General features: G+C 43.7%; 27 protein-coding genes. All 27 read right to left on the bottom strand.

Features of this window, described 5'->3' with window-relative positions:
• Positions 1-80: 80 nt before the first annotated feature.
• A complete protein-coding gene (gene nuoK / locus AC3ANL_RS01025) occupies positions 81-395 on the bottom strand; it encodes an NADH-quinone oxidoreductase subunit NuoK (RefSeq protein ID WP_488327439.1) in 315 nt (104 codons plus the stop codon).
• Positions 392-913 carry an NADH-quinone oxidoreductase subunit J gene (locus AC3ANL_RS01020; protein WP_488327438.1) on the bottom strand — a complete coding sequence of 174 codons (522 nt, stop codon included), beginning with the start codon at positions 911-913 and terminating at the stop codon, positions 392-394. Before AC3ANL_RS01020 ends, nuoK begins: the two co-directional genes overlap by 4 nt.
• Entirely contained in the window at positions 910-1,329 is a 420-nt protein-coding gene (gene nuoI, locus AC3ANL_RS01015; protein WP_488327437.1) for an NADH-quinone oxidoreductase subunit NuoI, read from the bottom strand. Before nuoI ends, AC3ANL_RS01020 begins: the two co-directional genes overlap by 4 nt.
• A gap of 111 nt (positions 1,330-1,440) precedes the next feature.
• Complete coding sequence (gene nuoH / locus AC3ANL_RS01010) at positions 1,441-2,445, bottom strand: NADH-quinone oxidoreductase subunit NuoH (RefSeq protein ID WP_488327436.1); 1,005 nt, start codon at positions 2,443-2,445, stop codon at positions 1,441-1,443.
• Positions 2,445-3,545 carry an NADH-quinone oxidoreductase subunit D gene (locus AC3ANL_RS01005; protein WP_488327435.1) on the bottom strand — a complete coding sequence of 367 codons (1,101 nt, stop codon included), beginning with the start codon at positions 3,543-3,545 and terminating at the stop codon, positions 2,445-2,447. Before AC3ANL_RS01005 ends, nuoH begins: the two co-directional genes overlap by 1 nt.
• 3 nt (positions 3,546-3,548) lie before the next feature.
• On the bottom strand, positions 3,549-4,724 hold the full coding sequence (locus tag AC3ANL_RS01000; protein WP_488327434.1) for an NADH-quinone oxidoreductase subunit C: 1,176 nt from the start codon (positions 4,722-4,724) through the stop codon (positions 3,549-3,551).
• Positions 4,725-4,727: 3 nt separating this feature from the next.
• The gene (locus tag AC3ANL_RS00995; RefSeq protein WP_488327433.1) at positions 4,728-5,240 is read right to left on the bottom strand and encodes a NuoB/complex I 20 kDa subunit family protein; all 513 of its coding nucleotides are present in this window, start codon (positions 5,238-5,240) and stop codon (positions 4,728-4,730) included.
• The gene (locus AC3ANL_RS00990) at positions 5,231-5,605 is read right to left on the bottom strand and encodes an NADH-quinone oxidoreductase subunit A (RefSeq protein ID WP_488327432.1); all 375 of its coding nucleotides are present in this window, start codon (positions 5,603-5,605) and stop codon (positions 5,231-5,233) included. Before AC3ANL_RS00990 ends, AC3ANL_RS00995 begins: the two co-directional genes overlap by 10 nt.
• A gap of 874 nt (positions 5,606-6,479) precedes the next feature.
• Positions 6,480-6,890, bottom strand: a complete 411-nt coding sequence (locus AC3ANL_RS00985; RefSeq protein WP_488327431.1) for a F0F1 ATP synthase subunit epsilon — start codon at positions 6,888-6,890, stop codon at positions 6,480-6,482.
• 21 nt (positions 6,891-6,911) lie between these two features.
• Positions 6,912-8,333, bottom strand: a complete 1,422-nt coding sequence (gene atpD / locus AC3ANL_RS00980) for a F0F1 ATP synthase subunit beta (protein WP_488327430.1) — start codon at positions 8,331-8,333, stop codon at positions 6,912-6,914.
• Positions 8,334-8,643: 310 nt separating this feature from the next.
• On the bottom strand, positions 8,644-9,501 hold the full coding sequence (gene atpG, locus AC3ANL_RS00975) for an ATP synthase F1 subunit gamma (RefSeq protein WP_488327429.1): 858 nt from the start codon (positions 9,499-9,501) through the stop codon (positions 8,644-8,646).
• Positions 9,502-9,595: 94 nt separating this feature from the next.
• Complete coding sequence (gene atpA / locus AC3ANL_RS00970) at positions 9,596-11,104, bottom strand: F0F1 ATP synthase subunit alpha (RefSeq protein ID WP_488327428.1); 1,509 nt, start codon at positions 11,102-11,104, stop codon at positions 9,596-9,598.
• A gap of 25 nt (positions 11,105-11,129) precedes the next feature.
• Positions 11,130-11,669 carry a F0F1 ATP synthase subunit delta gene (locus tag AC3ANL_RS00965; protein WP_488327427.1) on the bottom strand — a complete coding sequence of 180 codons (540 nt, stop codon included), beginning with the start codon at positions 11,667-11,669 and terminating at the stop codon, positions 11,130-11,132.
• Positions 11,666-12,196, bottom strand: coding sequence for a F0F1 ATP synthase subunit B (atpF, locus tag AC3ANL_RS00960; RefSeq protein WP_488327426.1), 531 nt, complete (start codon positions 12,194-12,196; stop codon positions 11,666-11,668). The genes AC3ANL_RS00965 and atpF overlap by 4 nt, the downstream gene beginning before the upstream one ends.
• 99 nt (positions 12,197-12,295) lie before the next feature.
• Positions 12,296-12,520 carry a F0F1 ATP synthase subunit C gene (gene atpE, locus AC3ANL_RS00955; protein ID WP_098527772.1) on the bottom strand — a complete coding sequence of 75 codons (225 nt, stop codon included), beginning with the start codon at positions 12,518-12,520 and terminating at the stop codon, positions 12,296-12,298.
• 68 nt (positions 12,521-12,588) lie between these two features.
• A complete protein-coding gene (gene atpB / locus AC3ANL_RS00950) occupies positions 12,589-13,302 on the bottom strand; it encodes a F0F1 ATP synthase subunit A (protein ID WP_488327425.1) in 714 nt (237 codons plus the stop codon).
• A 22-nt stretch (positions 13,303-13,324) separates the two neighbouring features.
• On the bottom strand, positions 13,325-13,699 hold the full coding sequence (locus AC3ANL_RS00945; protein WP_488327424.1) for an ATP synthase subunit I: 375 nt from the start codon (positions 13,697-13,699) through the stop codon (positions 13,325-13,327).
• Position 13,700: 1 nt separating this feature from the next.
• Positions 13,701-13,925: an AtpZ/AtpI family protein gene (locus AC3ANL_RS00940; RefSeq protein WP_488327423.1), complete on the bottom strand. Its 225-nt coding sequence runs from the start codon at positions 13,923-13,925 to the stop codon at positions 13,701-13,703.
• 346 nt (positions 13,926-14,271) lie between these two features.
• Positions 14,272-16,455 (bottom strand): S8 family serine peptidase, encoded by a 2,184-nt coding sequence (locus AC3ANL_RS00935; protein ID WP_488327422.1) that lies wholly within the window; start codon positions 16,453-16,455, stop codon positions 14,272-14,274.
• Between the two features lie 57 nt (positions 16,456-16,512).
• Entirely contained in the window at positions 16,513-17,523 is a 1,011-nt protein-coding gene (locus AC3ANL_RS00930; protein ID WP_488327421.1) for a nuclease-related domain-containing protein, read from the bottom strand.
• Positions 17,524-17,779: 256 nt separating this feature from the next.
• Complete coding sequence (gene upp, locus AC3ANL_RS00925; protein ID WP_488329636.1) at positions 17,780-18,409, bottom strand: uracil phosphoribosyltransferase; 630 nt, start codon at positions 18,407-18,409, stop codon at positions 17,780-17,782.
• A gap of 165 nt (positions 18,410-18,574) precedes the next feature.
• The gene (locus AC3ANL_RS00920; RefSeq protein WP_488327420.1) at positions 18,575-19,540 is read right to left on the bottom strand and encodes a DMT family transporter; all 966 of its coding nucleotides are present in this window, start codon (positions 19,538-19,540) and stop codon (positions 18,575-18,577) included.
• Positions 19,527-21,410, bottom strand: coding sequence for an NTP transferase domain-containing protein (locus tag AC3ANL_RS00915; RefSeq protein WP_488327419.1), 1,884 nt, complete (start codon positions 21,408-21,410; stop codon positions 19,527-19,529). Before AC3ANL_RS00915 ends, AC3ANL_RS00920 begins: the two co-directional genes overlap by 14 nt.
• A gap of 150 nt (positions 21,411-21,560) precedes the next feature.
• Positions 21,561-22,802 (bottom strand): serine hydroxymethyltransferase, encoded by a 1,242-nt coding sequence (gene glyA / locus AC3ANL_RS00910; RefSeq protein WP_488327418.1) that lies wholly within the window; start codon positions 22,800-22,802, stop codon positions 21,561-21,563.
• A gap of 269 nt (positions 22,803-23,071) precedes the next feature.
• Positions 23,072-23,638, bottom strand: a complete 567-nt coding sequence (locus AC3ANL_RS00905) for a TIGR01440 family protein (RefSeq protein ID WP_488327417.1) — start codon at positions 23,636-23,638, stop codon at positions 23,072-23,074.
• Between the two features lie 96 nt (positions 23,639-23,734).
• On the bottom strand, positions 23,735-24,181 hold the full coding sequence (rpiB, locus tag AC3ANL_RS00900) for a ribose 5-phosphate isomerase B (RefSeq protein ID WP_488327416.1): 447 nt from the start codon (positions 24,179-24,181) through the stop codon (positions 23,735-23,737).
• 247 nt (positions 24,182-24,428) lie between these two features.
• A complete protein-coding gene (locus AC3ANL_RS00895; RefSeq protein ID WP_488327415.1) occupies positions 24,429-24,869 on the bottom strand; it encodes a low molecular weight protein arginine phosphatase in 441 nt (146 codons plus the stop codon).
• Between the last annotated feature and the right edge of the window lie 82 nt (positions 24,870-24,951).

The raw sequence follows: 24,951 nt of genomic DNA, 5'->3' as shown, positions 1-24,951 counted from the left end.
GCTTGAAACCACCCGAATTTTGTCGATTTGCTCGGGAGGGACATGTAGAGTCTGCCGCCACCCGAATTTTGTCGATTACTCTAGTTTTTCATTGTATCCATTTCTTCAATGTTGACGGTTTTCTTGTTGCGGTAAAGTGCGATGAGAATCGCTAGACCAACCGCGGCTTCTGCTGCTGCGACACTGATCGAAAACAGAGCAAAGATTTGACCAGTAATCGATGGAGCCACGCCGTATTTACTAAAGGTAACTAGATTAATATTGACGGCATTCAGCATTAATTCAAGCGAAATTAACACAATGACGGTATTTTTCTTTGTCAACGCACCGTATAAACCGATACAGAATAATATCAGTGCAAGTGCCAGGAAGGCTGAAGCGGGAACTGAACTCATTCCTCATCCGCCTCCTTTTTCTTTTCATTTTTTGCTAAGACGATTGAACCCACTAACGCTACTAAAAGTAAAACAGAGGTTAACTCAAATGGAATGATATATTTTGAGTAAAGGGCTTCCCCAATTTGGAACGTATTGTTTTCATGCAAGTTGGTTGGCACTTGTTCAATACCGAAGTTGTAGATGCCCAAGTAAACGGCAATGCCAAAGCCAACAATTCCTAAAAACAAGAGCACCTTTCTCCATCTGCCTGTTTTCGGTTCACTTTCATCATCATGCTTCGTTAACATGATGCCAAACAGCATGATAATCGTAATCGCCCCTGAATAAATTAAAACTTGGACAGCGGCCACAAATTCTGCTGAAAGCACCACATAAATGCCTGCTATCGCTACAAATGTGAAAATCAGAGCTACGACCATATGCACGACTTTCGTAAGGTTCAATAACAGTACGCCGCCGATAATCGCCACGAGTGCGAGGCCCATAAAAGCGAGAAATTCACCTGAAAATGTCATGCTTTATTCACCTGCCGTATGTTTTCATCGTTTTCATCAAGCCATTCTAGGTTTTTAAATAACATATCACGGCTGTATTCAGCGAGCTCAAAGTTGTTGGTCATGATGATGGCCTCCGTTGGACAAACCTCTGTACAGAGATCGCAAAGGATACAAATCTCGAAGTTAATATCATATGTGTCGATAATCTTTCCTTTTTTCGCTGGATCCGGATGCTTCTTACCCGTTAATTGAATACAATCCGTCGGGCAAATCTGCGCACACTGATTACAAACAATACACTTCTCCGGATAAAACTTCTGAATCCCGCGGAAGCGGTCAGGAAGTGGCAGCGGCTCGTTAGGATAATCATACGTAACCTTCTCGCGCGATAATTGTTTTAGGGTATATTTCAAGCCTTTAAATACTCCAAGCACGTTTTTCACCCCTTTTACATTTTAAAGATTGTTTACGGTGTTAGGCACCATTTTTCCCACTATCACAGTGAATAGCCCGTTTTTGGTGTCAGGCACCATATGCTTTATGCATTAAAAGAATAATGATTTGATTAAAGCGGTTAGGAATATGTTGGCTAGTGCGATTGGCAGCAAGACTTTCCAGCCAAATTCCATCAGTTTGTCGGCACGGAAACGCGGGAGCGTCGCACGCAGCCAGATATACACAAAGACAACCAAACTGAATTTAAGTGCAAACCATACGGCTCCAGGAATAAAGCTGAGGAAACCAAATGGTGCTAACCAGCCGCCTAGGAATATGACCGTTATTAGAGCGGACATTGCAAACAAATACACATATTCTGCGAGCATAAAGAAGGCCCAGCGGAATCCCGAATATTCAACATGATAACCCGCAACGAGTTCATTTTCTGACTCTGGAAGGTCAAATGGTGTCCGATTTAATTCGGCAATGGATGCAATGAAAAAGACGATAAACGCGATTGGCTGTAACAAAATGAACCAGCCATGCTCCTGTTGTTCCACGATATCATTTAAATTTAAGCTTCCTGTTAACAGGATGATCCCCAGGACCGACATGACCAGTGGAATTTCGTAGGAAATCATCTGGGCTGAAGCACGCATGCCTCCTAAAAGGGCGTACTTATTGTTTGATGCCCAGCCGCCAAGCAGCATGCCGAAGGTTGTTAACCCTGAAACAGCAATATAGTATAGTAATCCTACACCGATATCGGCAAATTGGAATTTGTCCGTGAACGGCATGGTTGCCAGCACCATAAAGGATGGGGCGAACGCAATGACCGGTGCAATGATAAATAATGGCTTGTCGACTGCCTTCGGAATAATGTCCTCTTTTAGTAAAAGCTTAAGGACGTCAGCGACCGTTTGCAAGAGTCCCCATTTGCCGCCCACCTGATTTGGACCGTGGCGCAGCTGCATGTAGCCCAAGACTTTCCGCTCTGCTAAAATTCCGTAGGTAACGAAGCCTAATACGATTAAAAGCAAGACAGCACCGAGTAAAAAGAAAATCCCAAAGTTAGCCCAACCAGGACTCGACTGCAGCAATTCTTCTATCATTAGCCGTCAACCTCCCCAAGGACAATATCAACTGCCCCTAAAATAGCAATCATGTTGGCAATATTTTCACCCTTTAATAGTTTTGGGAGAATTTGCAGATTATAGAAGGACGGTCTTCTAAACTTTAAGCGATACGGTTCTTTTTTTCCATCGCTCGCAATATAGCAGCCAATCTCTCCACGAGGTGACTCAATTCGTACAAAGGCCTCCCCCTTCGGTGCCTTAATAATTTTCGGCACTTTAGCAAGAATGGAGCCTTCAGACGGGAATTGTTCCGCTGCCTGCTCAAGAATTTTAAGCGATTCTCCAATCTCTTCCAGTCTTAGGTTGTAGCGGGCCAAGCAATCGCCGTCCTCCGATGTTGGGACATCAAAGTCAAAACGGTTATAAATCGAGTACGGCTCATCTTTGCGCAGATCCCACTTCACACCGGTGCTGCGAAGATTAGGCCCGCTCAATGAGTAATTGATGGCATCCTCTTTCGAATACTTGCCGATCCCTTTTACCCGGTCTATAAAGATCTCATTTCCAGTGACAAGCTCATGATAGCCCTTGACCTGTTCGCGCATGTAAGGGACAAACTCTTTCACTTTTTCAATCCAGCCTTCAGGAGCATCCCACTTCACCCCGCCAACCCGCATATAGTTGAAGGTCAAGCGCGCACCTGACAGTTCGTTCAGCATATTGATAATCATTTCACGATCACGGAAGGCATAGATAAATGGACTGGTCGCCCCAAGGTCAAGGATGTATGTCCCCCATGCCACCAAATGGCTGGCAATCCGGTTTAATTCCATCGCAATGACGCGGAGAAAATCGGCTCGTTCAGGAACCTCAATTCCCATCATCGTTTCGACAGCATGACAGATGACATAGTTATTTGTCATGGAAGATAGATAATCCATTCTATCTGTATAAGGAATAATTTGCGTATATTGCAGGTTCTCAGCTAATTTTTCTGTCCCTCGGTGTAAATATCCGATAACAGGCTTTGCTTCGGTAATGATTTCCCCATCAATTTTCACGACGAGGCGGAAAACTCCGTGCGTACTTGGATGCTGAGGACCGACATTTAGTAGCATTTCTTCTGTTCTGATCATTGTCTACACCTCCACATCGTACGGCTCATAATCTTTTCGCAGTGGATAGCCCACCCAATCTTCGCCAAGCAAGATACGGCGTAAGTCCGGATGCCCTGTAAACTTAATTCCTAGTAAATCATATGCTTCACATTCAGGCCACTCTGCACCTGCCCAAAGCGGCTGCACGGATTCGATTGTTGGGTCATTACGGTCAATCTTTACTTTTAACGCCACAGATTGACGTTTTTTGTATGAGAATAAGTGAACATAAATTTCCATATGTGTTTCGAAATCTGTTCCATGAAGCTCTGATAAATAATCAAAACCTAACAGCTCATTGTATTTTAAAAATTGAGCCACTTTAAAATATGTATCACGCTTCGCCACTAGTGTTGGAACATCCTTAGATAGTTTATTAATATAAGAATCTTCTAAAACATCAGCACCTAAATTTTCTGCAATGACTTTTACATATTTATCTAAGGTTGGCTGATTGACGGATGGCTTTGCTTCCTCTTTAACGGCTGCATTGTCGTCCGTTTTTCCGCCCGCTGCTGCTTTGGCTTTCGCTGCTGCCGCGGCTTTCGCCTTCGCTTTTGCGGCTGCGATCGCCTTGGCTTTTTCATCATCGCCGCCCGCTGCCCCATCGGGATCTGTTCCTGCTCCGGCTGCCTTTGCCTTTGCGGCGGCTGCTGCTTTGGCCTTTGCTGCCGCGGCCGCCTTTGCTTTCGCCACGGCCGCTGCCTTTGCCTTGGCATCATCTCCGGCAGGTTCACTCTCGGTGATTTCAGCCGCTGGTGCTTCGCCTCCCGCTAGCTCCATGGCCTTGCGTTTTGCCGCTGCGGCCGCCTTTGCTTTCGCTACAGCTGCGGCTTTTTTCTTCGCTAGGTCATCCGCGTCCGCTTCCTCTGACGGTGCTGGCTCGGCTGACTCTTCTGGTGCTCCCGCTAGCTCCATCGCCTTGCGTTTCGCTGCTGCGGCCGCCTTTGCTTTCGCCACGGCAGCGGCTTTTTTCTTCGCTAGGTCATCCGCATCACCGGATCCTGAAGAATCGGCTTTTTCTTGTGCCGACACTGGTGACGATGGTGTTGCTTCGGCCGCGCCGGCTTCTTTCGCCTTCCGCTTAGCAAGAGCAGCTGCCTTCGCCTTTTCTGCTGCTTCTTTCTTTATTTGATCGAGATCTTTCTCCCCGCTCATCGGTTAGATCACCTTCTTCCCAGTCTTCGCTTCATAGCGAATTTTTTCCTTTAACTTATTGATACCATAAATTAAAGCGGCTGGGTTTGGAGGGCATCCTGGTATGTATACATCAACAGGAACAATTTGATCGACTCCTTTAACAACGGAATACGATTTAACGTACGGCCCGCCTGCAGTTGCACAAGAACCCATCGCAATGACCCATTTTGGCTCAGGCATTTGATCATATAAACGGCGTAAAATCGGTGCCATCTTCTTCGTCACCGTTCCAGACACAATCATACAATCCGATTGCCGTGGGGACGTCCGGAAAAACGACCCAAAGCGGTCCAAGTCATAATTTGCCCCGCCAACGCCCATCATTTCAATCGCACAACAAGCCAGACCAAATGTCATTGGGTAGATCGAACTGCTTCGAGCCCAAGCTTTAATTTGCTCCAGCGTAGTCATAAATACATTTCTTTGCAATTCTTCCATTTCTTTTGGTGAAATAGCATCTAGGTTTAAATCCATCGTAGCACCTTCTTTTTCCAAGCATACACTAGGCCAATTAGAAGCATAATCACAAAAATTAACATTTCAATCAGTGCAAAAATCCCGAGCTTATCATAGGCCACCGCCCAAGGATACAAAAACACTGTTTCTACATCAAAAATAACAAACATCAGGGCAAAAATATAATAGCGGACATTGAACTGTACACGTGAATCGTGAAATGGCTCAATACCGCTTTCATATGTGGTATTCTTCGCATCACTAGGCATATGCGGACGCAGAAGTTTTCCCAAATATAACGCTACCACAGGCAGCAGCACCCCAAGACATAGGAACGCAAAAACTATCAGATAATTATTCTGATATACATTTAAAAGTTCCATGTCTATCCCCTCCAATGTTGTAAATTTTCATACTAATGAAACTTGTAACCGAATTCATTATAACATTGTTACAAACGTGTGTCGACAAGCCAATTCCATAAAAATTGGAATTCTAGCGCCTCGAAATTTACCAGTTATGACATGTTAGAGTTCACTTTCAAATGACCTTACATTGTTAAATTTTGCATGCCTTCGTGATAGTTGATGAGCTGGCGAAGAATTTTAAAAATAACCTAGTTGGACATTCGACAACAACCTTATTTTAACCGCAAAATTTAGACGATGTCAGTGAGAATTGTCATTTAATGTTCACTTAATATCCAGTTATTAGCTATTTTTTTAAAATTATCTCCCACCACTATTTGAATGACCAAAAACTTATAAACTACATCATTAAACTAACCCAACCAATGAGCCCATCCTAGCTTTTTCCCTTACAGCATATGCTTCACAGCCGTGAACATGCATATTAATATAAAAACCAGCCCTTTCCTACTAGGAGTTAGGCTGAAACAAGTAAATTTTTCTTAAATCTAGCTAGCTATGACCATTTTCATAAAAACGAACAGACGATTCTTCCTATCAAAATAGACTTATCAACCACTTTTTCAAAGATATCCAACCGATATTAAAAAAGATCAACCACTTTTCGTGAGATATCAACCGGTTTCAAACAGATTTCAACCGATTTTCACGATTTATCAACCAAACAAAAAACTCCACCTTCTTACCAATGCCACCATCCCAAATAACACAAAAAACCCCTCCAGCAGCCTGGAAGGGTTTTTTTATATAAGAATTTATAAGTTTTGGCTTTGAGAATTGTCCAGCTCCAGGCCATACGACGCTGACCAGGGCGCTTGCGCATTTCTCATTAATGCAATCTTTTTTCCGATACGGCGAGGCGATTGATGGCACGACGCAGCGCAAGTTCAGCACGTCTGAAATCAATATGTTCGAGTTGCTGGTCTTTTATCCGCTGTTCGGCACGTTCCTTCGCTTTTAGGGCACGTTCCACATCAATTTCAGATGCTGACTCAGCCGATTGGGCAAGAACCGTCACTTGATCAGGGCGAACCTCTAAAAATCCACCGCTCACCGCGATAAATTCCGTATTTCCACCCTTTTTCAGACGAACTGCACCAATTTCAAGCGGAGCTACCAAGGGAATATGGCCAGGTAAAATACCTAACTCACCACTCTTAGCCTTGGTACTTACCATTTCCACATCTGAATCATACACCGGGCCATCGGGAGTAACAACACTGACTTTAATCGTCTTCATTTTTTACCCTCCTGGCTCTCTTTAGACCTCTACACCCATGCGTTTTGCACTCTCAACCACATCTTCAATGCGGCCGACAAGACGGAACGCATCTTCTGGAAGGTGATCATACTTACCATCAAGGATATCTTTGAATCCTTTAACCGTTTCTTTAACAGGTACATAAGAACCTGGCTGGCCAGTGAACTGCTCAGCCACGTGGAAGTTTTGCGATAAGAAGTTTTGGACACGACGTGCACGGTGTACGACTAACTTATCCTCATCAGAAAGTTCATCCATACCGAGGATCGCAATGATATCCTGTAATTCACGATATTTTTGTAATGTGGATTGTACTAGACGTGCTACGTTATAATGCTCTTCACCAACGATATCTGGTGACAAGGCACGAGAAGTCGAAGCAAGTGGATCCACCGCAGGGTAGATACCCATCTCAGAAAGCTTACGCTCAAGGTTTGTTGTAGCATCTAAGTGAGCGAAAGTAGTAGCCGGAGCCGGGTCTGTATAGTCATCGGCTGGTACGTAAATCGCTTGGATTGATGTTACAGAACCTTTATTAGTAGACGTAATCCGTTCTTCTAATCTACCCATTTCCGTAGCAAGTGTTGGCTGGTAACCTACCGCAGAAGGCATACGGCCTAATAGGGCAGAAACCTCAGAACCTGCTTGCGTGAAACGGAAAATATTATCAATGAACAATAACACGTCTTGTCCTTGCTCATCACGGAAATATTCAGCCATTGTCAAACCAGTCAAGGCAACGCGCATACGTGCACCTGGCGGCTCGTTCATTTGTCCGAAAACCATCGCTGTTTGCTTAATAACGCCGGAATCTGTCATTTCGTGGTAAAGGTCATTTCCTTCACGTGTACGTTCACCAACACCGGCGAAAACAGAAATACCGCTATGCTCTTGAGCAATGTTATTGATTAATTCCTGGATTAATACGGTTTTACCTACACCGGCACCACCGAATAAACCGATCTTACCACCTTTAATATATGGGGCAAGCAAGTCAACGACTTTAATACCCGTTTCAAGAATTTCAACTTCAGTTGAAAGCTCTTCAAAGGTTGGTGCTTCACGGTGAATCGAATCACGGCGTGCACTTGCTGGGATATCCTCTTTAAGGTCAATTGCTTCACCTAAAACGTTAAATACACGACCAAGTGTTACATCTCCAACTGGAACAGAAATCGGCTTACCAGTATCTTCTACTTCTAAACCACGAGTTAACCCGTCCGTAGTCGACATCGCAATCGTCCGAACTGTATCATCACCTAAATGAAGGGCTACTTCAAGGGTTAAGTTGATATCCACATCTGATTCATTACGCGCTTTGGTTACAATTCTCAAAGCATTATTAAGCTCAGGCAATTGACCGTGTTCAAACTTAACGTCAACTACCGGACCCATAATCTGAAGAACGCGTCCTTTGTTCATCGTTTTCCCTCCTGACTTACTCTCAAACTTCCTTCTTAAAAATGAACCTTGTTCGTACTCTCTATAATTTAACGTTGTGGCACAAAGTCGAGGGCGTCTCACCCATTCCTATTCTCAACATCTAGTCAGAGCTCCAAAATAGGGTTCATTTTCAAAAAGATTATTGTCCAGCTCCAGCGACCAGTGGCTAGTGTACTTCGCTCTTTTCCCTACGATAAGTCAACATCGAATCGCTTCGCTCTTCGTGTTTCCTTTATCTCAGTCAAAGCGCTCCAGTCCATACGCCACTAAGCGGTCGCTTCCGCTTTTCTTATTCTAACGCCGCCGCACCGCCAACGATTTCGGTGATTTCTTGTGTGATCGCCGCTTGACGGGCACGGTTGAAGACTAATGTATAGTGATTGATTAATTCTTTCGCATTATCAGTGGCATTTCTCATTGCTGTCATCCGGGCAGCATGTTCACTCGCCTTGCTGTCGAGCAGGGCACCGTAAATTAAGCTTTCGGCATATTGCGGCAGGAGAACTTCCAAAATTTCTTCTGCAGATGGCTCAAATTCATAAGAGATGAGCTTGTGAGAAGTGGTTAAATCCGTTAATGGAAGCAATTTCTTTTCCGTCACTTCCTGAGAAATGGCACTTACATAATGGTTATAAAAGACATGTAATTCATCGAATGTTCCATCAGCAAACATGCCCACCGTGCTACGGGTCACATCTTGAATATCGGCAAAGTTTGGCTGTGCAGGAATCCCAATAATCTCAAGAGCAACATTTATACCGCGCTTGACAAAATAGTCACGGGCGATTCTTCCGATCGCAATAATAGCGAATTCCTCATTCGATTTATGTCGGCTTTGAATTGTTTGATGAACTTTACGAATCACGTTGCTGTTAAACGCACCAGCTAGACCGCTATCACTTGTCATCACAATATAACCGGTTTTTTTAACAGGTCGTTGTTTTAGCATTGGATGGTTCACACCACCTGAGCCAAGGGCAATCGATGTCGTTACCTCCTGGATTTTTTCCATATAAGGAACAAATGATTTGGCATTGACGACAGCACGATTCCATTTAGCAGCAGAAGTCATTTCCATTGCTTTTGTGATTTGACTTGTCTTTTTTGTTGAATTAATACGCGTTTTTATTTCGCGTAATGAAGCCATAGGTTCTCACCACCCTTTTTCAAAGAATGTCCAGCTCGGCGTACGGCAGTATACGACGGCCGCAACGCAAAACCTTGTTACATGTCAGACCCTATTATTCGGAAACTGCAAACGTCTTTTTGAAGTCGTTGATTGCAGAAGCCATATCGTCATCAGAAGGAAGAACCTTCGTTTTTGTAATATGGTCTAACAATTCTTTGCGGTTATGGTCTAACCAATTATAGAATTCAGATTCAAAACGACGGATATCCTCCAATGGAATATCATCAAGGAAACCGCGTGTTAACGCATATAGGATTGCTACTTGTTTTTCAACAGGGATCGGTTTGTGAAGATCCTGTTTCAATACTTCAACCGTACGGGCACCGCGGGCAAGTTTTGCTTGGGTGGCCTTATCAAGGTCAGAACCGAATTGCGAGAATGCCTCTAACTCACGGTATGACGCAAGGTCAAGACGTAATGTACCAGCAACACTCTTCATTGCCTTGATTTGCGCCGAACCACCTACACGGGATACGGAAAGACCTGCGTTGATCGCCGGACGAACACCGGAGAAGAATAGGTCTGATTGTAAGAAAATTTGTCCATCTGTGATGGAAATAACGTTTGTTGGGATATAAGCAGAAACGTCACCCGCTTGTGTTTCAATAAATGGTAAAGCTGTAATCGAACCAGCACCAAGAGTATCATTAACTTTACATGCACGCTCAAGCAAACGGGAGTGCAAGTAGAAAACATCCCCTGGATAAGCTTCACGACCTGGAGGACGGCGAAGCAGCAAGGAAAGCTCACGGTATGCAGCCGCTTGTTTAGATAAATCATCATATACGATTAAGACGTGCTTGCCTTCATACATGAATTCTTCTGCCATCGCAACACCAGCATATGGAGCTAAGTAAAGAAGCGGAGCTGGCTGTGATGCCGAAGCAGTTACAACGATTGAGTAATCTAATGCGCCATATTTACGAAGGGTTTCAACCGCACCACGTACAGTTGACTCTTTTTGACCAATCGCGACATAGATACAAATCATGTTTTGGCCTTTTTGGTTTAAGATGGTATCGATGGCAACAGATGTTTTACCTGTTTGACGGTCACCGATAATTAACTCACGCTGGCCGCGGCCGATTGGCACAAGGGCGTCAATCGCCTTAATACCTGTTTGTAATGGTTCATGAACAGATTTACGAGCCATAACGCCAGGAGCAACGGCTTCAACTGGGCGTGTTTTTGTTGTGTTAATTGGACCCATTCCATCAACAGGTTGTCCAAGCGAGTTTACAACACGTCCGATCATGGCTTCCCCAACAGGAACCTCCATGATGCGGCCTGTGCGGCGTACTTCATCGCCTTCACGGATTTCTGTATATGGTCCAAGGATGATAATACCAACGTTATTTTCTTCAAGGTTTTGTGCCATACCCATAACGCCGTTTGCAAATTCAACAAGTTCTCCGGCCATGACATTGTCGAGGCCATGAACACGAGCGATACCGTCACCGACTGTGATAACTGTACCGACATCGGTCACTTGAATTTCTGCCTGATAATTTTCAATTTGCTTTTTAATCAGGGCACTGATTTCTTCAGCTTTGATGCTCATGAGTTTCACCCCTATTCTTTCAATCTTAGCTTAACATCAATTTACGTTCTAACCGGTCTAATTTACCTTTTAATGATCCATCATAGATACGGTTGCCAATTCGGAGGCGGATACCGCCAAGTAAGTTGGAATCGACAATGTTTTCGATCTTTAATGACTTTTTGCCAATTTTCGCAGCAAACGTAGTCGATAAGGCCTCGCGCTCAGCGTCTGTAAGCGCACGAACGCTGTAGACTTCAGCTTCCGCCACACCACTTGCTTCATTTGCAAGCTCAATAAATTGACTTACCACTTCAATGATTTCGTCCTCGCGGTGGCGGTCAATCAATATTAATAACGTATTAAGAATATAGACATTGATCGATGCAAAAGCATTTGTCAAAATCTCTTTTTTCTTATCAATCGTCAGTTTCGAAGATTTTAAAACAGCTTTCATTTCGGCATCGTATTGTAAGACTTCCTTAACTACACGAAGGTCCTCTTCTACTTGACTTAGAATCTGCTGTTCCGTAGCAATTTGAAAAAGAGCTGCCGCGTAGCGTTTTGCTACCATGGAGTTGCTCATCGCTCTTCTCCTGCCTCTTTAATATATTGATTAATAAGCTCTTCTTGATCATTTGCACTTAATTCTTTTTCAATGACTTTAGAAGCAATTAATACAGATAAAGACGCAACTTGTTCGCGAATCGCTGTAACTGCCTTTTCTTTTTGCTGTTCAATTTCCAGCTTCGCCGCTTCTTTGATACGTTCCGCTTCAGTCCGGGCAACCGTGATAATTTCATCACGCTGAATATCGCCTTGTTTCTTCGCGTTTTCAATCAAATTTTGAGCATCGCTGCGCGCTTCTTTTAAAAGACTTCTTTGTTCTTCTAAAACTTTTTTCGCTTCTAAACGACTGTTTTCTGCCGCATTGATTTCATTAACAATATGCTCTTCACGTTGTTTCATAATGCCCATTAAAGGACCCCACGCGAATTTTTTAAGCAATGCTAACAAAATGATAAATACTATTAACTGGAAGAAGATATCTCCAAAATTTATATGGCTGCCGCCTTCAGCAGCAGTTGCCAAAACCAAACTGCTTGTTAACACCCTGGGCTCACTCCTTTCAAGAGTCGCTAAACGATAGAAAAAACACATAAATGAATGGCGAGGATTTGTTGATCTCCGCCATCTAGAATTTTTCTAATTTTATCGGTTTAATACCATGAACGCGATAACTACACCGATAATCGGTAATGCTTCAACTAACGCAACCCCGATAAACATTGTTGTTTGAAGCGTACCACGTAGTTCAGGCTGACGAGCAACACCCTCTACAGTACGTCCTACGATAAGACCGTTACCAATACCTGCACCAATAGCTGATAAACCAATTGCGATCGCTGCTGCTAAAATACCAATTGAACCTGTCATTTCTTTTTCCTCCTTAAATGTATAAAAATAGATGATTTTTTGTTTTGTTCATAAGAATGAACGTTTATTTAATGGTCGTGACTCACTTTATGAGCCATGTAAACCATTGTTAGCATGGTAAAAATATACGCTTGGATGGAACCTACGAAAACAGAGAAACCTTGCCATAGCAGGGTTAGCGGTACTGCTGCAATCGTACCTATAATTCCTTGATGCGCCAATCCGCCTGCCAAAAGTGACAGAAGCAATTCACCGGCAAAAATGTTACCGTAAAGACGAAGACCAAGTGTTAACGTATTAGCAAATTCCTCAATAATCTTTAATGGAAACAAGAATTTCATTGGGCTGAAGAATCCTTCAGCATATCCCTTCACACCTTTTAACTTCACACCATAGAAATGGGTAAGAGCTACAACCATTACAGCTAAAGTTAACGTGATCATCGGGTCTGCCGTTGGTGATTTCCACCAAAGCGTTTCATCAACCACAATTGCAAACGGTAAACCTATCATGTTGGATACAAAAATATACATGAGGAGCGTGATTCCAAGGATATGAAATCTTCCCCCATCCTTCCAATCCATTGTGCTGTTGATGATTCCTTTTACAAAGTCCATCACCCACTCAAAGAAGTTCTGCATCCCTGTTGGTTTCATTGCAAGCTTGCGGGTTGAAAGAACAGCGATTAAAAAGACAATTACACTCGCAATCGTAATCATCAGCATATTAGCGCCGTTAAACCAAAGACCCATGAATTCAAACTCCGGAGCTTTATGTTCCATATAAATTCACCTCACTTCCGCTTCATTTATGTACATGTATAGCGTTGTAAAAATAATCTATCATAATGACAATATAGGATGTCATTAGTCCTATCACTAAACCATAAACATTAAAATATTCCGGGTATCTAAGTGCGATCACTGCCGCAATACCCGCTGTTGCCATCCTTGAAAGGGAGCCTAGGGAGCGGACTTTTTTGCCTGCTGATACTAATTTATCAAAGCTCTCTGTCTTCCTTACTAATAACCAAAGATTAAGAAAACCAAAGCAAGTCCCCAAAATCAATCCTAAAAAGATAGTTTGGTAAGAAGTAAAGCCCCAGCCAAGAACATAAATGGCCAACAAGTAGAATATCCATTTCTTTTGCCTGTTGTACATTACTCTGAAATCTGGCATGTTATTTATCTCCTGAATAAAAATGGCGGATGGAAAGAAGCATAGAATAAGTTCCCGCAGCTAGTCCGACAAGCAGTCCGATTATTAAGAAAATTGGCTCTGTGTCCAATTGCCGATCAAGCCATCTGCCTGCGAAAATACCGATAAGAATGGAGCCGACTAACTGGGAGACAATCGCGGACATTAACGCCATTGCTTGAAAGGGATTGCGGTTGTTTTGACTCACTTCATCACATCCTCACTCTAAGAGAATGCCAATCGGGCACTAGGGTAAATTTGTTCCATAAATACTATCTTTTTATAGATAAAATCCTATGAAAACCCTACCATTTACACCCTTTGTTAGCATACAATAGGCACCAATCAATGTCAATCGGTTTACGTGAATTAATCCACAAACACTCTCACCATTATATCATTTTGTTTACACTATTATTGTATTGGAAATCTTGAACGTTTTTTGGCGGAAATGTGTCTATTTTGTGAACTTTTAATTCGATTTTAATCTAATTTTAATGCACCGGGCTGAGAAGTGTGTTTTTTCCCCTCGTTTTTCCCTCAGCCCTTATCTGCTATTCATCATTTTCAATCACAATCATCCGTTCAATAAAATCCTCTTTCCCTGCCTTTTTGGCAAATACCTTGATTAAGTAGGTCCCTTCAACAGGCAGCTGTTCCGCGGAAAGATTCTTCCGAAGCTGCCCCTTTTTCACGTTCGTCTCCGAATCCAAAAAGCCAACAAAACGGTGATCCTCCGGATTAAACAAGGCGATTCCAAACTCCTCCGCCCCGCCGGGCAAGTAAACCTCGTACCTGTACTCTCCCGGCCTGTCGCCTGTTGCAAAATCAAAGCCCATCACCCGCGGATAGCCCGGTTCCTCAAACACATATAAATAGGGGATTTGAATCAGCGCCGCTCCGGCCTGCAATCGTAAATAACCATCGTGAATCTTTCCTTTAAAAACGCGAGGGTCTACCAGCAGCTCCACGGTGATATCCTTTGCCTGGCCCGCCGCCAACGTAAACGATAATGGGAACCGCCAGCTCAGCCCCTCGACCTGGGGTGGAATCTCAAACGAATAGCGCTGCGATTTATTACTCGTATTTTCAATATGCAAACGTGCTTTATGACTGTCACTTTCAACGATAAATTTCCCAAACCGAATGCTGCTCGGCGTAACCAGCGACGATGCTTTAATCGCTTCATCAACTTGAATCCTGCCGGCCCCCTGCTCATATGTCCGGTAATAGCTTTTTACAGGGCCCAAGCCCGGTTCCGCCCCATTTTTTAAAAGCGGCTTTGCCGTATTCATCAACGACGCCTTGATTTGCGCCGGCGTCCATTCCGGATGTGCCTGTTTAATCAACGCGCAGGCCCCCGCCACATGCGGAGCTGCCATACTCGTCCCCTGTAACGACAAATAACCGCCCGGAATCGTCGAATTAATCGCTACACCTGGCGCCACAAGATCCGGCTTAATCTCCCACGTCCCCGTCACCGGCCCCCGCGAACTAAAGTCAGCCAGCCGGTCCCGCTCTTCCCTGACCAAAACCTTTGCGACGACACTGCCGTTTTTTAATTCTTTTTGTAAAATAGCTCCGTCACCTTTAGAGAGTGCACCGACAGGGATGGTCAGCTGAGTATCGAGGTTTCCCATGAAGCTGCCGCTCATATTATTGTAGATCAACACAGCCTTCGCACCCGCCTCCAAGGCATTTTTGGCTTTTTCCGAAAACGTTAATACCCCTCTTTTGATGAGGACCATTTTCCCTTGAACATGCTGCAACTCCTTTTTCCGACCGAGTCCACCGTCCACCAGCTGCAAAGAGCGGTCAAGTGCCCATTTACTTGAGCCTTCTAACGGCTGGAGGTCGATTTTCTCCCGCCTTCCTTCTATTAATAAAGATGGAATCTCCATTGTTGGCGTTGAGGCCCCTACAGAAATCGCCTTGGACGCAGTCCCCGGAGAACCAACCGTCCACACATTGGGCCCGGAATTACCGGAGGCCGCCACCGCGACGATGCCTTTGTCGACCGCACGGTTTAAGGCGAGGCTGATCGGCAGGTCCGGTCCGTTGATATCATTCCCGAGCGACAGATTGACAATATCGACCTTATCTTTGATCGCTTGTTCAATCGCAGCAAGGACCTGCTCGGTCGTTCCGCCCCCGCCCGGTCCGAGTGCGCGATAGGCCACAATTCTGGCCTCAGGGGCGACGCCCTTTATTTTTCCATTGGCGGCAATGATGCCGGCAACATGGGTGCCGTGAATGGTGGCCTTGCCAATCGCCAAGGTTTCCATCGGATCCTTGTCTTTATCGACTAGATCATGACCGCCGGCATAATTTCGTTTTAAATCAGGATGGGTGTAATCGACCCCGGTATCGATCACCCCAACCGTCACCCCTTTACCGGTGAGCCGTTCATTTTTGCTATCAAAAAAACGGCGCACTTCTTCGCCGCCAATAATTTTGACACTTTCCTCTGTTTCAACCCGGTACTCGGTGACTGGCGAGACGTTAAGAATATGCTCACGCCCGGCAAGTTGAGCAATCGCTTCTGGGCTGCCCTCGACGGAAAAACCGTCAATTGCCTCACGAAAAATGCGGCGCAGCTTTACCTGTTTAGTGGAGCTGACGAGCTGGTTAATTTCCTGTTCGGATTGCGGCTGTTCCAAGACAACAATCGCAACCGTATCGTGCGCAGGTTTCGGAATGGGTGGAATGGTGAGAAGGATAGCAAGCAGAAGTTTCATGTGACAAATTCCCCTTTTTTCATATCGTTTTCCTGGAGAGGGGAAAGTATGCACCTATCAATGCGGAATCGTGTATTCATTGATTTTCTTATCATTTAATGGGCACAGAAGCTCGTTCTTCGGAAGGGTATATCGGGTACCCCGTTTGGAGCCGGTCGGAAGGAGGTTGAGCGCGCGCAATTGATTTCCTGCCACGAAGGTGGATTCGATATGCAAAAATTCACCAAACTGTTTCCTCGTAATCGTCGGTCCGAACAGGAGGAAATAATCATCCACAGCCGGAAAATGGGCTGTTTTCGAGGTTAACTTACATTTAGGACAATGCCAATTCGCCGAATAATAACTCATCACCGTTGTTTGGCAAATCGGACAGAAAACACCTGTGTGAATATCAGCTTTTGATAATTTGTAGGTGGGGAGAATATCAGGAATGGGCGTTTGATGGTGGGTTAATAGGAGATCAACTAAATGGCTCATTTTTCTTTTGCTGAACACAGTTTTTTGATATTTCATTTCTAGTTCTTCCAGTTTATCCAAAAGGGATTCAGCATAAATTACTTCTTTAAAAATTTGTTGATGGTTCGTTTCTATTTTAGTGGTGGATTTACTGATAATGACCACTTTTTCAATCGGCAGACCGGTCATATTCAGTTTTCTCAGCCAATTATCGAACTGCAGTTTCTGCCTTTTCACCTGAAGAATCGGATTCGAAATTCCTTCTTCTTGATGATTGTATTCTTTCGTGAAATGATTGGATTCCTGGTGAAATATCAATTTTTCCGATAGATTTTTCACCTCACCCATCAAGATAAACCTCGGTGAAAGGATCACTAGATCAATTTGAAAGGGCTTCTTATCGATTAACCGCAGGCCATGAAAAATGTAATATTTGTCCTCCGGCAAAAGCGAAAGATAATAGGTGCATTCCCTCTCGCCATAATACCCTTTCAGCCACCACCGCAGATCTCGCTCAACTGTTGGCCTGATTGGGTGATTCTTGATAATCCTGCGCAGGATCGCCATACACTGGTACGCCATATTAGGTAACTTTAGTTCTAAAACAACCATTATTTCACCTCATTTAATATATTCAGAGGTAATTTCTCTTTAGATTTGCGGAATCCTTCTTAAAAAGTAAGAATAATTTGTGAATTTATTTTGACCCCTTTGCGTTTTGTGCTATTTCTAGGGGGTTTTGTGCCATTTTGGATAAGTTTTGTGCGAATTTCTCACTGTTTTGTGCGATTTCCAGGTGTTTTGTACAATTTTACATTTTTTAGAAAAAATCCACAAAAAAAAGCCGAGCAACACGCTCGACTTCTTTTTATTTCGTTCCAAATAACCGGTCGCCGGCATCACCAAGGCCTGGGACGATATAGCCATGGTCATTTAACTTCTCGTCTAATGCAGCGATATAGATATCAACATCAGGGTGAGCTTCTTTCAGAGCTTCAACGCCTTCAGGGGCGGCAATTAAGCACATGAATTTGATATGTTTTGCACCGCGCTTTTTCAAAGAGCGAATCGCTTCAATCGCGGAACCACCAGTAGCCAGCATCGGATCAACTACGATGAAATCGCGTTCTTCGACATCGCTTGGAAGCTTAATATAATATTCAACTGGCGATAACGTTTCAGGGTCGCGGTATAAACCGATATGACCTACTTTTGCAGCCGGAATCAATTTTAAAATACCGTCCACCATGCCAATTCCAGCCCGTAAAATAGGGACAAGGCCGATTTTTTTACCGGAAAGAACCTTTGACTTTGCTGGACAAACTGGGGTTTCAATATCAATATCCTCTAATGACATATCCCTTGTGATTTCAAACGCCATCAATGTTGCCACTTCGTCGACGAGCTCGCGGAACTCCTTTGTTCCTGTATTTTTATCACGTATGTAAGTTAGCTTGTGTTGGATGAGTGGATGGTCGAAGACGTATACCTTTGCCACAAAAATCGCCCCTTTTTTTAAAATTATCATTCATTCGTCTCATTTTACAGAAAAAAAAGCCATAGAGCAACCTCTGTCCTTAGGTGTCCATAGTTTAAAAAAATTTAAAATATTCCCACTTAAAAACCCGCCGACAATGCCGGCGAGTCATGAAGATTGCCTGCTTCATGCAACCTTGGTATCTAAACTTGGATCCTTTTTATCGACCATAACCGTCAATACAGCACCCGCCATAATGAAGACGGCAAAGATAATATTTTTCAAGGAGAACTCCCCGCCTAGGAATAAGACATCAAGGAAAATAGCAAAGGCTACATACGAAATATTCAGGGACATTGCCCTTACAGGACCAATTAACTTAATAGCTTGATAGTACAACACATAAGAAAGTGTGCCGAACAGGGCAATCAGTCCTATAAACCAAAAGGTCTTTGTAGATGCCACTTGGACGGTAAGTGAATGACCGACAAAGATGGGAATGATTAATACGGCAAAAATCACTGCCGAGGTTAATTGGCGGATGAACAAGGCTTGCAATGGACTTACTTCGTCATCCTTCATCCCGTATGCCGAGATCACAGACTCCATGCCCCAGCCAAAAATACAAAAAATGATAAAAATAAGGCCAATTGAAACGGACGTGCCTGTAATTAACTCACCGGAATAACTAAGGGCAATCGTGAAGCCGATACTGACCAAGAGTCCGATCCAGTTTTTCAAGGAAAGCCTGTCCCTTAAAATTAAGAAAGCAAACAGGGCACCGACTGCCGGGAAAATCGACGAAATCGAGGCGGTAAACGATGCGCCGATTTTTTGAACCGAGAGGACATAAAAGGTCATCCCCACTGGGCCGCCCAGTGTGGCTGCGAGTACGACCCACAAACCGCTCTTCGTTCTAAGCTTGCGGAAGGACTCGCCGAGCTCGCCTCTGACAGCCATTAATATCATCATCCAAATCGATGAGAAGGCGTCATGTAAAAAGGTACTGAGTAATGGTGCAGCCAGGACAATATCACTAAATTTTAAAAAGGTTGTTGAGGATAAGGCATAGCCAATTAAAATGGTATCAATCGCCCATGTTAAGCCTGCTCCTAACCCAATCGTAACGCCTTTTGCATTAAATTTTTCCAAGTTGTTCGGTCCCCTTAAATTGATTTTGGTATTCCTGTAAATTAGTTTGTGCACGGGTAAAACGATTGAACGCATAGGATCCAAAATCTTCTCCGCCTGCTTCTTTCATCAAGGCCCAGATCGTCCATAGAAAATCTAAGAAAATCTTATTCAATAAAAGTTGCTGCAGGCTTTTAGTCGTTACCTGCCCCTTGAAGTATTCCAGCAAAAAGAGCTGTTCCTCTGCCGGAGACAGTTCGGCTTCAATAATATAAGCAGCCACATCCCAAAGCGGATCATTCATACCAGAAAATTCCCAGTCAATCAAGAACATCTTCTCTTCTCCGCTTTTGACAAAGTTTTCGGCAAGCGGGTCATTATGACAGGGAACAAGGGGCACATTTAACGATTTGTAGTACTCTTCAAGCTCCAGCACCTGCTGTTTGACCTGTTCGTGGCCCTCAAAAACGGCTCCGTTTAGATCGGCTAAGATCGTTTCATATTCGGTGATTTTTTCAAACACATCAAAGCGGGCATTAAAGGTTTCTCCCGAGGTATGCAATTTATAAAATAGCCCTGCTACCTGAACCAAGTTATCTTCTCGCGTACCTGTTTTCGGATTCAGCGTTTCGGCATTTTCGATAAACCGAACAATTTTCAAGCCTGTCTTTTCATTAAAATAAATGACTTCAGGATTGATTCCCAGCCGGCTCGTGATTTCGGAGCTGATTTTTTCATCAAACCGATTAATATAGTGTTCCGTTCCTTTTCCGGGAATTCGCGCTGCGTACGCTTCACCGCCCACGATTACCTTAAAGTTACGGTTTATCAGGCCTCCAAGCACTTCGACGAAGGTCACCTCATCGATGCTGATTTTCAACGCAGAAGCAATCGCTTGCTTTACTTCGCGTTCCTTAAAATCGGCTTCTTTTCGCATTAGTATCGGGTAAAACTTATCAACTACCTTAAAATGCTGTTCATAGCTATCTATTTCGGCCCAGACTAAATCGGCAATTTTATATAAGTTAACATTCAGAACCCTTGATACATCCAAGAGAATGTACTCGTAATTCACATAAGGGTTTTTATTTTTCTCATATACATTCAGCATTTCCTTGAAAAAATCATAGGAAAGTTTCGTAACTCCAGTCATCTCACCGTCAATTCTATTTAACTGATGAATATCCTTGGAGATTTTATAAAGATAATCATTTTGGATTTCAATGAAGGCTTCATCCCCTGAACCGCTCTCTTTTGTAATCAGAAGACAATCTCGTTCCTCATGGTTTAGCAGTTCTGTAACTGCATTTTCCTCTATTAAAATATCATCCTCAATCAAGAGAAAATCATCGGTGATTAAGTCAGCCGCAGCTGCAAGCGAAGCCATGCTCCCCGTCCAAAGGTAACGTGGATTTTCCACAAACTGAATGGCAGGATTTTCTTGTATGGCCTTTATTTCGGCAAACGTTTCCTTTTTATAGCCGGTTACGATGATGATTTTTTCAATCCCATTATTCTCAAGGATTCCAATCGTTCTTTGCAATAGCGTGGTGCCCTGGATTGGCAGTAAACATGCTGGTTGATCGAATTCAGCTTTTTCCCCAGCCGCTAGAATGACAGCCTGCTTAACGGTTTTTGTTTCCTGATTATGAAGAATGACCTTTGTTTCCTGTAATTGGTCTAATTCATTTTTCAAGTATTCTTTCCCTAGTTCGGTTACTTGATAGTGGTTAGCCCGGCCTGACTTTTTTATATGAATCATCTTTTCATCTGCAAGTTCGGTTAAGGTGTAATTTACCTTTCCAACTGAGAGGTTAGTTAGTTCCGCTAGCGCTCGTTGTGAAAGATTCGCATTTTTTGAAAGAGCATCTAGTAATAGAAATCGATGCATAGTAGGGTCTCAACTCCTTATTGTTCAATATTTGAACAATAAGAATCTTAACACAAACTTTACATTTTGCATACAAAAATTTTACATTTTAAGGTAACTTTTTTTCATAAAAAAAAGGCTGTCTCAAAAAGACAGCCTCGTTTGTTACGATTAATATTCTGGATAAAGTGTAAATTTGTTTGTTAATGCTTCCACACGACCGCGTGCTTCTTCCAGCTTCGCTTCATCTTCATGATTTTTCAAGGTAAAGGCGATGATGGATGCAATTTCATCCATTTCTGTTAAACCGAAACCACGAGAGGTAACCGCTGCTGTTCCAACACGAATTCCGCTCGTTACAAATGGACTTTGCGGATCAAATGGAATCGTATTTTTGTTGACGGTAATGCCGATCTCGTCCAATACCTTTTCAGCAACCTTGCCTGTTAAGCCTAGGTTTTGTACATCGATGAGCAGCAAGTGGTTGTCTGTTCCGCCAGAAACAAGCTTTATGCCTTCATTTTGCAGGCTTTCGGCTAAGCGCTTGGCATTGGCAATAATATTGCCGGCGTATTCCTTAAAGCTTGGCTGTAAGGCTTCCCTAAAAGCGACGGCTTTCGCTGCAATCACGTGCATTAGTGGGCCGCCTTGAATACCAGGGAAGATCGATTTATCAATCTTCTTGCCAAATTCCTCTTTGCAAAGGATCATCCCGCCGCGGGGGCCTCTTAGTGTTTTGTGTGTAGTTGTGGTCACGAAATCAGCGTATGGCACTGGATTTGGGTGCAGGCCTGCAGCTACAAGTCCGGCGATATGAGCCATATCCACCATTAGGTAGGCTCCCACTTCATCGGCAATCTCACGGAACTTAGCAAAATCGATTTCACGCGGATAGGCGCTGGCACCAGCTACGATTAATTTTGGTTTATGAGTAAGGGCTTTTTCACGTACATCCTCATAATTAATGCGGTGTGTCGTTTCATCAACACCGTACTCAACGAAATTATATTGGATCCCGCTGAAGTTAACAGGGCTGCCGTGTGTTAAGTGACCGCCGTGTGATAGATTCATGCCGAGCACGGTGTCACCTTGCTCGAGGATTGTGAAGTAAACAGCCATGTTGGCCTGTGCCCCTGAATGCGGTTGAACGTTAACATACTCGGCGCCGAAAATTTCCTTTGCACGGTCGCGTGCGAGGTCTTCAACGATATCAACGTATTCACAACCGCCATAGTAGCGGCGTCCTGGATATCCTTCGGCATATTTGTTGGTTAATACAGAGCCTTGAGCCTCCATGACTGCTTCACTAACAAAGTTTTCTGAGGCAATTAATTCAATTTTAGAGCGCTGACGACCTAATTCCTGCTGAATCGCTTGAAAAACCTGCTCATCCGCTTGAGACAAATGCTTCATCCTAAATCCCCCTTTTATGTAAAAACCACAAAAATTACAAAAATTACAAAATTCAAAAATTAAAAAATTCCACCTTTATTCTAACACACCCTTCGTCATTTGACACCCTAAACCCTATAAAAATAGTAAAATTGGTGCCTGACACCCTTTATAACCGTACAATAGGAGAAATGATTCCTTGATTTGTTGGCTTTTTGGTACATTGGTATTGGTGCCTGACACCCTTTATTACATATAGATAGTAGTTTTGGTGCCTGACACCCTTTGCACTACGAGCAGCTTAGATTTTCTGTGTTGCGTTCGTAGACGGCTCGGGCACCGCCGATTAGTTTTGGGCGTACTTTTGCGATGGTGATGTTAGCATGGCCGACGGTTTTTTGCTTGACGCGGACAGGCACGGCGACATGTTTCAAGTGCATGCCGATTAAAGTTTGTCCGATGTCAATCCCGGCATCTGCTTTTATGAATTCCACTACAATGGCATCCTCCATGTGCCCAAAGGCATGGGTAGCCATTGCCCCACCTGCTGTGCGGACAGGTACAACGGAAACCTCCTCATACCCTCTTGCTGCGGCCACCGATCGTTCGATGACGATGGCTCGATTTAAATGTTCGCAGCATTGAAAAGCGAGATGGATGCCTGTTTGTGATTGAAGCTTTTGCAACTGGCGAAAAATCATTTCAGCTACTTCTTCGGTACCTGAGGTGCCAATTCGTTCGCCCACGACCTCGCTCGTACTGCAGCCAACGACCAACAGTTGTCCAGGTTTAAAGGCGATCTGCTCTGTTAATTCTGTTATAACCGTTTCTAGCTCTAATTCCCATTCCTTTATCATTTTCCTCGACCTTTCATTATAAAGAAATCCATGGAACGTTAATGTGGCTTTTTGAAATGCAAAACTATTTTCCTATAGCTGGATCATCGACTTTTCTTAAGAGTGCTTATTCTCATATTCGGTGATTTTTCCAACACGATTGGCATGACGGCCGCCTTCGTATTCGCCTGTCAGCCAAATTTCAGCGATTTCCCGTGCTAATCCAGGGCCAATGACGCGCTCGCCCATGGCAAGTATGTTGGAATCATTATGGGCACGGGTGGCTTTCGCGCTAAATGTATCGTGCACGAGGGCACAGCGGATGCCTTTCACTTTGTTGGCGGAAATGCTCATGCCAATGCCCGTTCCACAAATCAAGATGCCCCTGTCAAACTCACCGCTTGCTACCTTTTCCGCAACGGGCAGCGCGTAATCAGGATAATCCACTGAAGTATCACAATCACAGCCAAAATCTACGTATTCAATCTTTAATTCCTCAAGTAAATTGGCGATTTCCTTACGAATATTGACGCCGCCATGGTCTGAAGCTAATGCCACCTTCATGTAAAATCCTCCTGTTCTTCACACAATCTGCTTCCATTTTGACACATTGTCCCCAAAATATAAAGTCAAACTTCGACTACCCTCAGAGGGCAGCCTGTCCGTTCTTCTTAGACTAGATCTCGAGAACCAAATGAAAGAGGATATTCTCAAACCAGGAGGTAAACCTCAATATTTCCTGAGAGGCGGCTCTATATGGAGTGTTAACCGTGATATTCTGAAATGGTTTATCACAAGTTGAAATCGCCGCTTATGATTTTAGTTTTTCGATGACCTTCTCAATTAATTCTTCTAATTCATGATAGGTTGCCTCATACATCTGGACATTTCCACCATATGGGTCAACCACATCGTGATAAAGTGATTCACCTGAGTATTCCTTTAAGGTAAACACCTTCATAACAGATTGAGGGAATTGCTGTTGGATCGCAAATTTATGGGACGTCGTCATCGTTAAGATGAGGTCCGCCCAATCTACCTCGGCACCCGTTAACATACTTGAGCGATGTTGGTGCGGAATATTATTGGCATCAAGGACCTTTTTCGCGTTGGTAGATGCCTCACTGCCATTTGCAGCATAAATGCCTGCGGATTTTACTTCAATGCCCTCAAGGTTTTTATTTTTCAAAATGGCTTCGGCCATTGGACTCCGACACGTATTTCCCGTACATACAAACAAGATGCGCTGCACACTTTTTGCCCCCTTTCCTATCTCCTATGGGTTTAATTTTACCCTAGGCACAGATATTTGAACCAGCTGCAACTTAACATGA

It is taken from the genome of Neobacillus sp. DHD-1R, assembly GCF_057747995.1.
Note: the sequence above shows the minus strand (reverse complement) of the source record. Positions and strands in the feature narration are given on the sequence as shown.

Excerpts from the sequence above, each read along its gene's own strand:
- atpB (WP_488327425.1), bottom strand. The coding sequence starts at position 13,302 with ATGGAACATAAAGCTCCGGAGTTTGAATTCATGGGTCTTTGGTTTAAC.
- AC3ANL_RS00935 (WP_488327422.1), bottom strand. The coding sequence starts at position 16,455 with ATGAAACTTCTGCTTGCTATCCTTCTCACCATTCCACCCATTCCGAAA.
- atpD (WP_488327430.1), bottom strand. The coding sequence starts at position 8,333 with ATGAACAAAGGACGCGTTCTTCAGATTATGGGTCCGGTAGTTGACGTT.
- rpiB (WP_488327416.1), bottom strand. The coding sequence starts at position 24,181 with ATGAAGGTGGCATTAGCTTCAGACCATGGCGGCGTCAATATTCGTAAG.
- AC3ANL_RS00965 (WP_488327427.1), bottom strand. The coding sequence starts at position 11,669 with ATGAGCAACTCCATGGTAGCAAAACGCTACGCGGCAGCTCTTTTTCAA.
- AC3ANL_RS01020 (WP_488327438.1), bottom strand. The coding sequence starts at position 913 with ATGACATTTTCAGGTGAATTTCTCGCTTTTATGGGCCTCGCACTCGTG.
- AC3ANL_RS00930 (WP_488327421.1), bottom strand. The coding sequence starts at position 17,523 with ATGGTTGTTTTAGAACTAAAGTTACCTAATATGGCGTACCAGTGTATG.
- nuoH (WP_488327436.1), bottom strand. The coding sequence starts at position 2,445 with ATGATAGAAGAATTGCTGCAGTCGAGTCCTGGTTGGGCTAACTTTGGG.
- glyA (WP_488327418.1), bottom strand. The coding sequence starts at position 22,802 with ATGAAGCATTTGTCTCAAGCGGATGAGCAGGTTTTTCAAGCGATTCAG.
- AC3ANL_RS00915 (WP_488327419.1), bottom strand. The coding sequence starts at position 21,410 with ATGCATCGATTTCTATTACTAGATGCTCTTTCAAAAAATGCGAATCTT.
- atpE (WP_098527772.1), bottom strand. The coding sequence starts at position 12,520 with ATGACAGGTTCAATTGGTATTTTAGCAGCAGCGATCGCAATTGGTTTA.
- AC3ANL_RS01005 (WP_488327435.1), bottom strand. The coding sequence starts at position 3,545 with ATGATCAGAACAGAAGAAATGCTACTAAATGTCGGTCCTCAGCATCCA.
- AC3ANL_RS00985 (WP_488327431.1), bottom strand. The coding sequence starts at position 6,890 with ATGAAGACGATTAAAGTCAGTGTTGTTACTCCCGATGGCCCGGTGTAT.
- AC3ANL_RS00990 (WP_488327432.1), bottom strand. The coding sequence starts at position 5,605 with ATGGAACTTTTAAATGTATATCAGAATAATTATCTGATAGTTTTTGCG.
- nuoK (WP_488327439.1), bottom strand. The coding sequence starts at position 395 with ATGAGTTCAGTTCCCGCTTCAGCCTTCCTGGCACTTGCACTGATATTA.
- atpG (WP_488327429.1), bottom strand. The coding sequence starts at position 9,501 with ATGGCTTCATTACGCGAAATAAAAACGCGTATTAATTCAACAAAAAAG.
- atpA (WP_488327428.1), bottom strand. The coding sequence starts at position 11,104 with ATGAGCATCAAAGCTGAAGAAATCAGTGCCCTGATTAAAAAGCAAATT.
- AC3ANL_RS00945 (WP_488327424.1), bottom strand. The coding sequence starts at position 13,699 with ATGCCAGATTTCAGAGTAATGTACAACAGGCAAAAGAAATGGATATTC.
- AC3ANL_RS00905 (WP_488327417.1), bottom strand. The coding sequence starts at position 23,638 with ATGATAAAGGAATGGGAATTAGAGCTAGAAACGGTTATAACAGAATTA.
- AC3ANL_RS01000 (WP_488327434.1), bottom strand. The coding sequence starts at position 4,724 with ATGAGCGGGGAGAAAGATCTCGATCAAATAAAGAAAGAAGCAGCAGAA.
- AC3ANL_RS00995 (WP_488327433.1), bottom strand. The coding sequence starts at position 5,240 with ATGGATTTAAACCTAGATGCTATTTCACCAAAAGAAATGGAAGAATTG.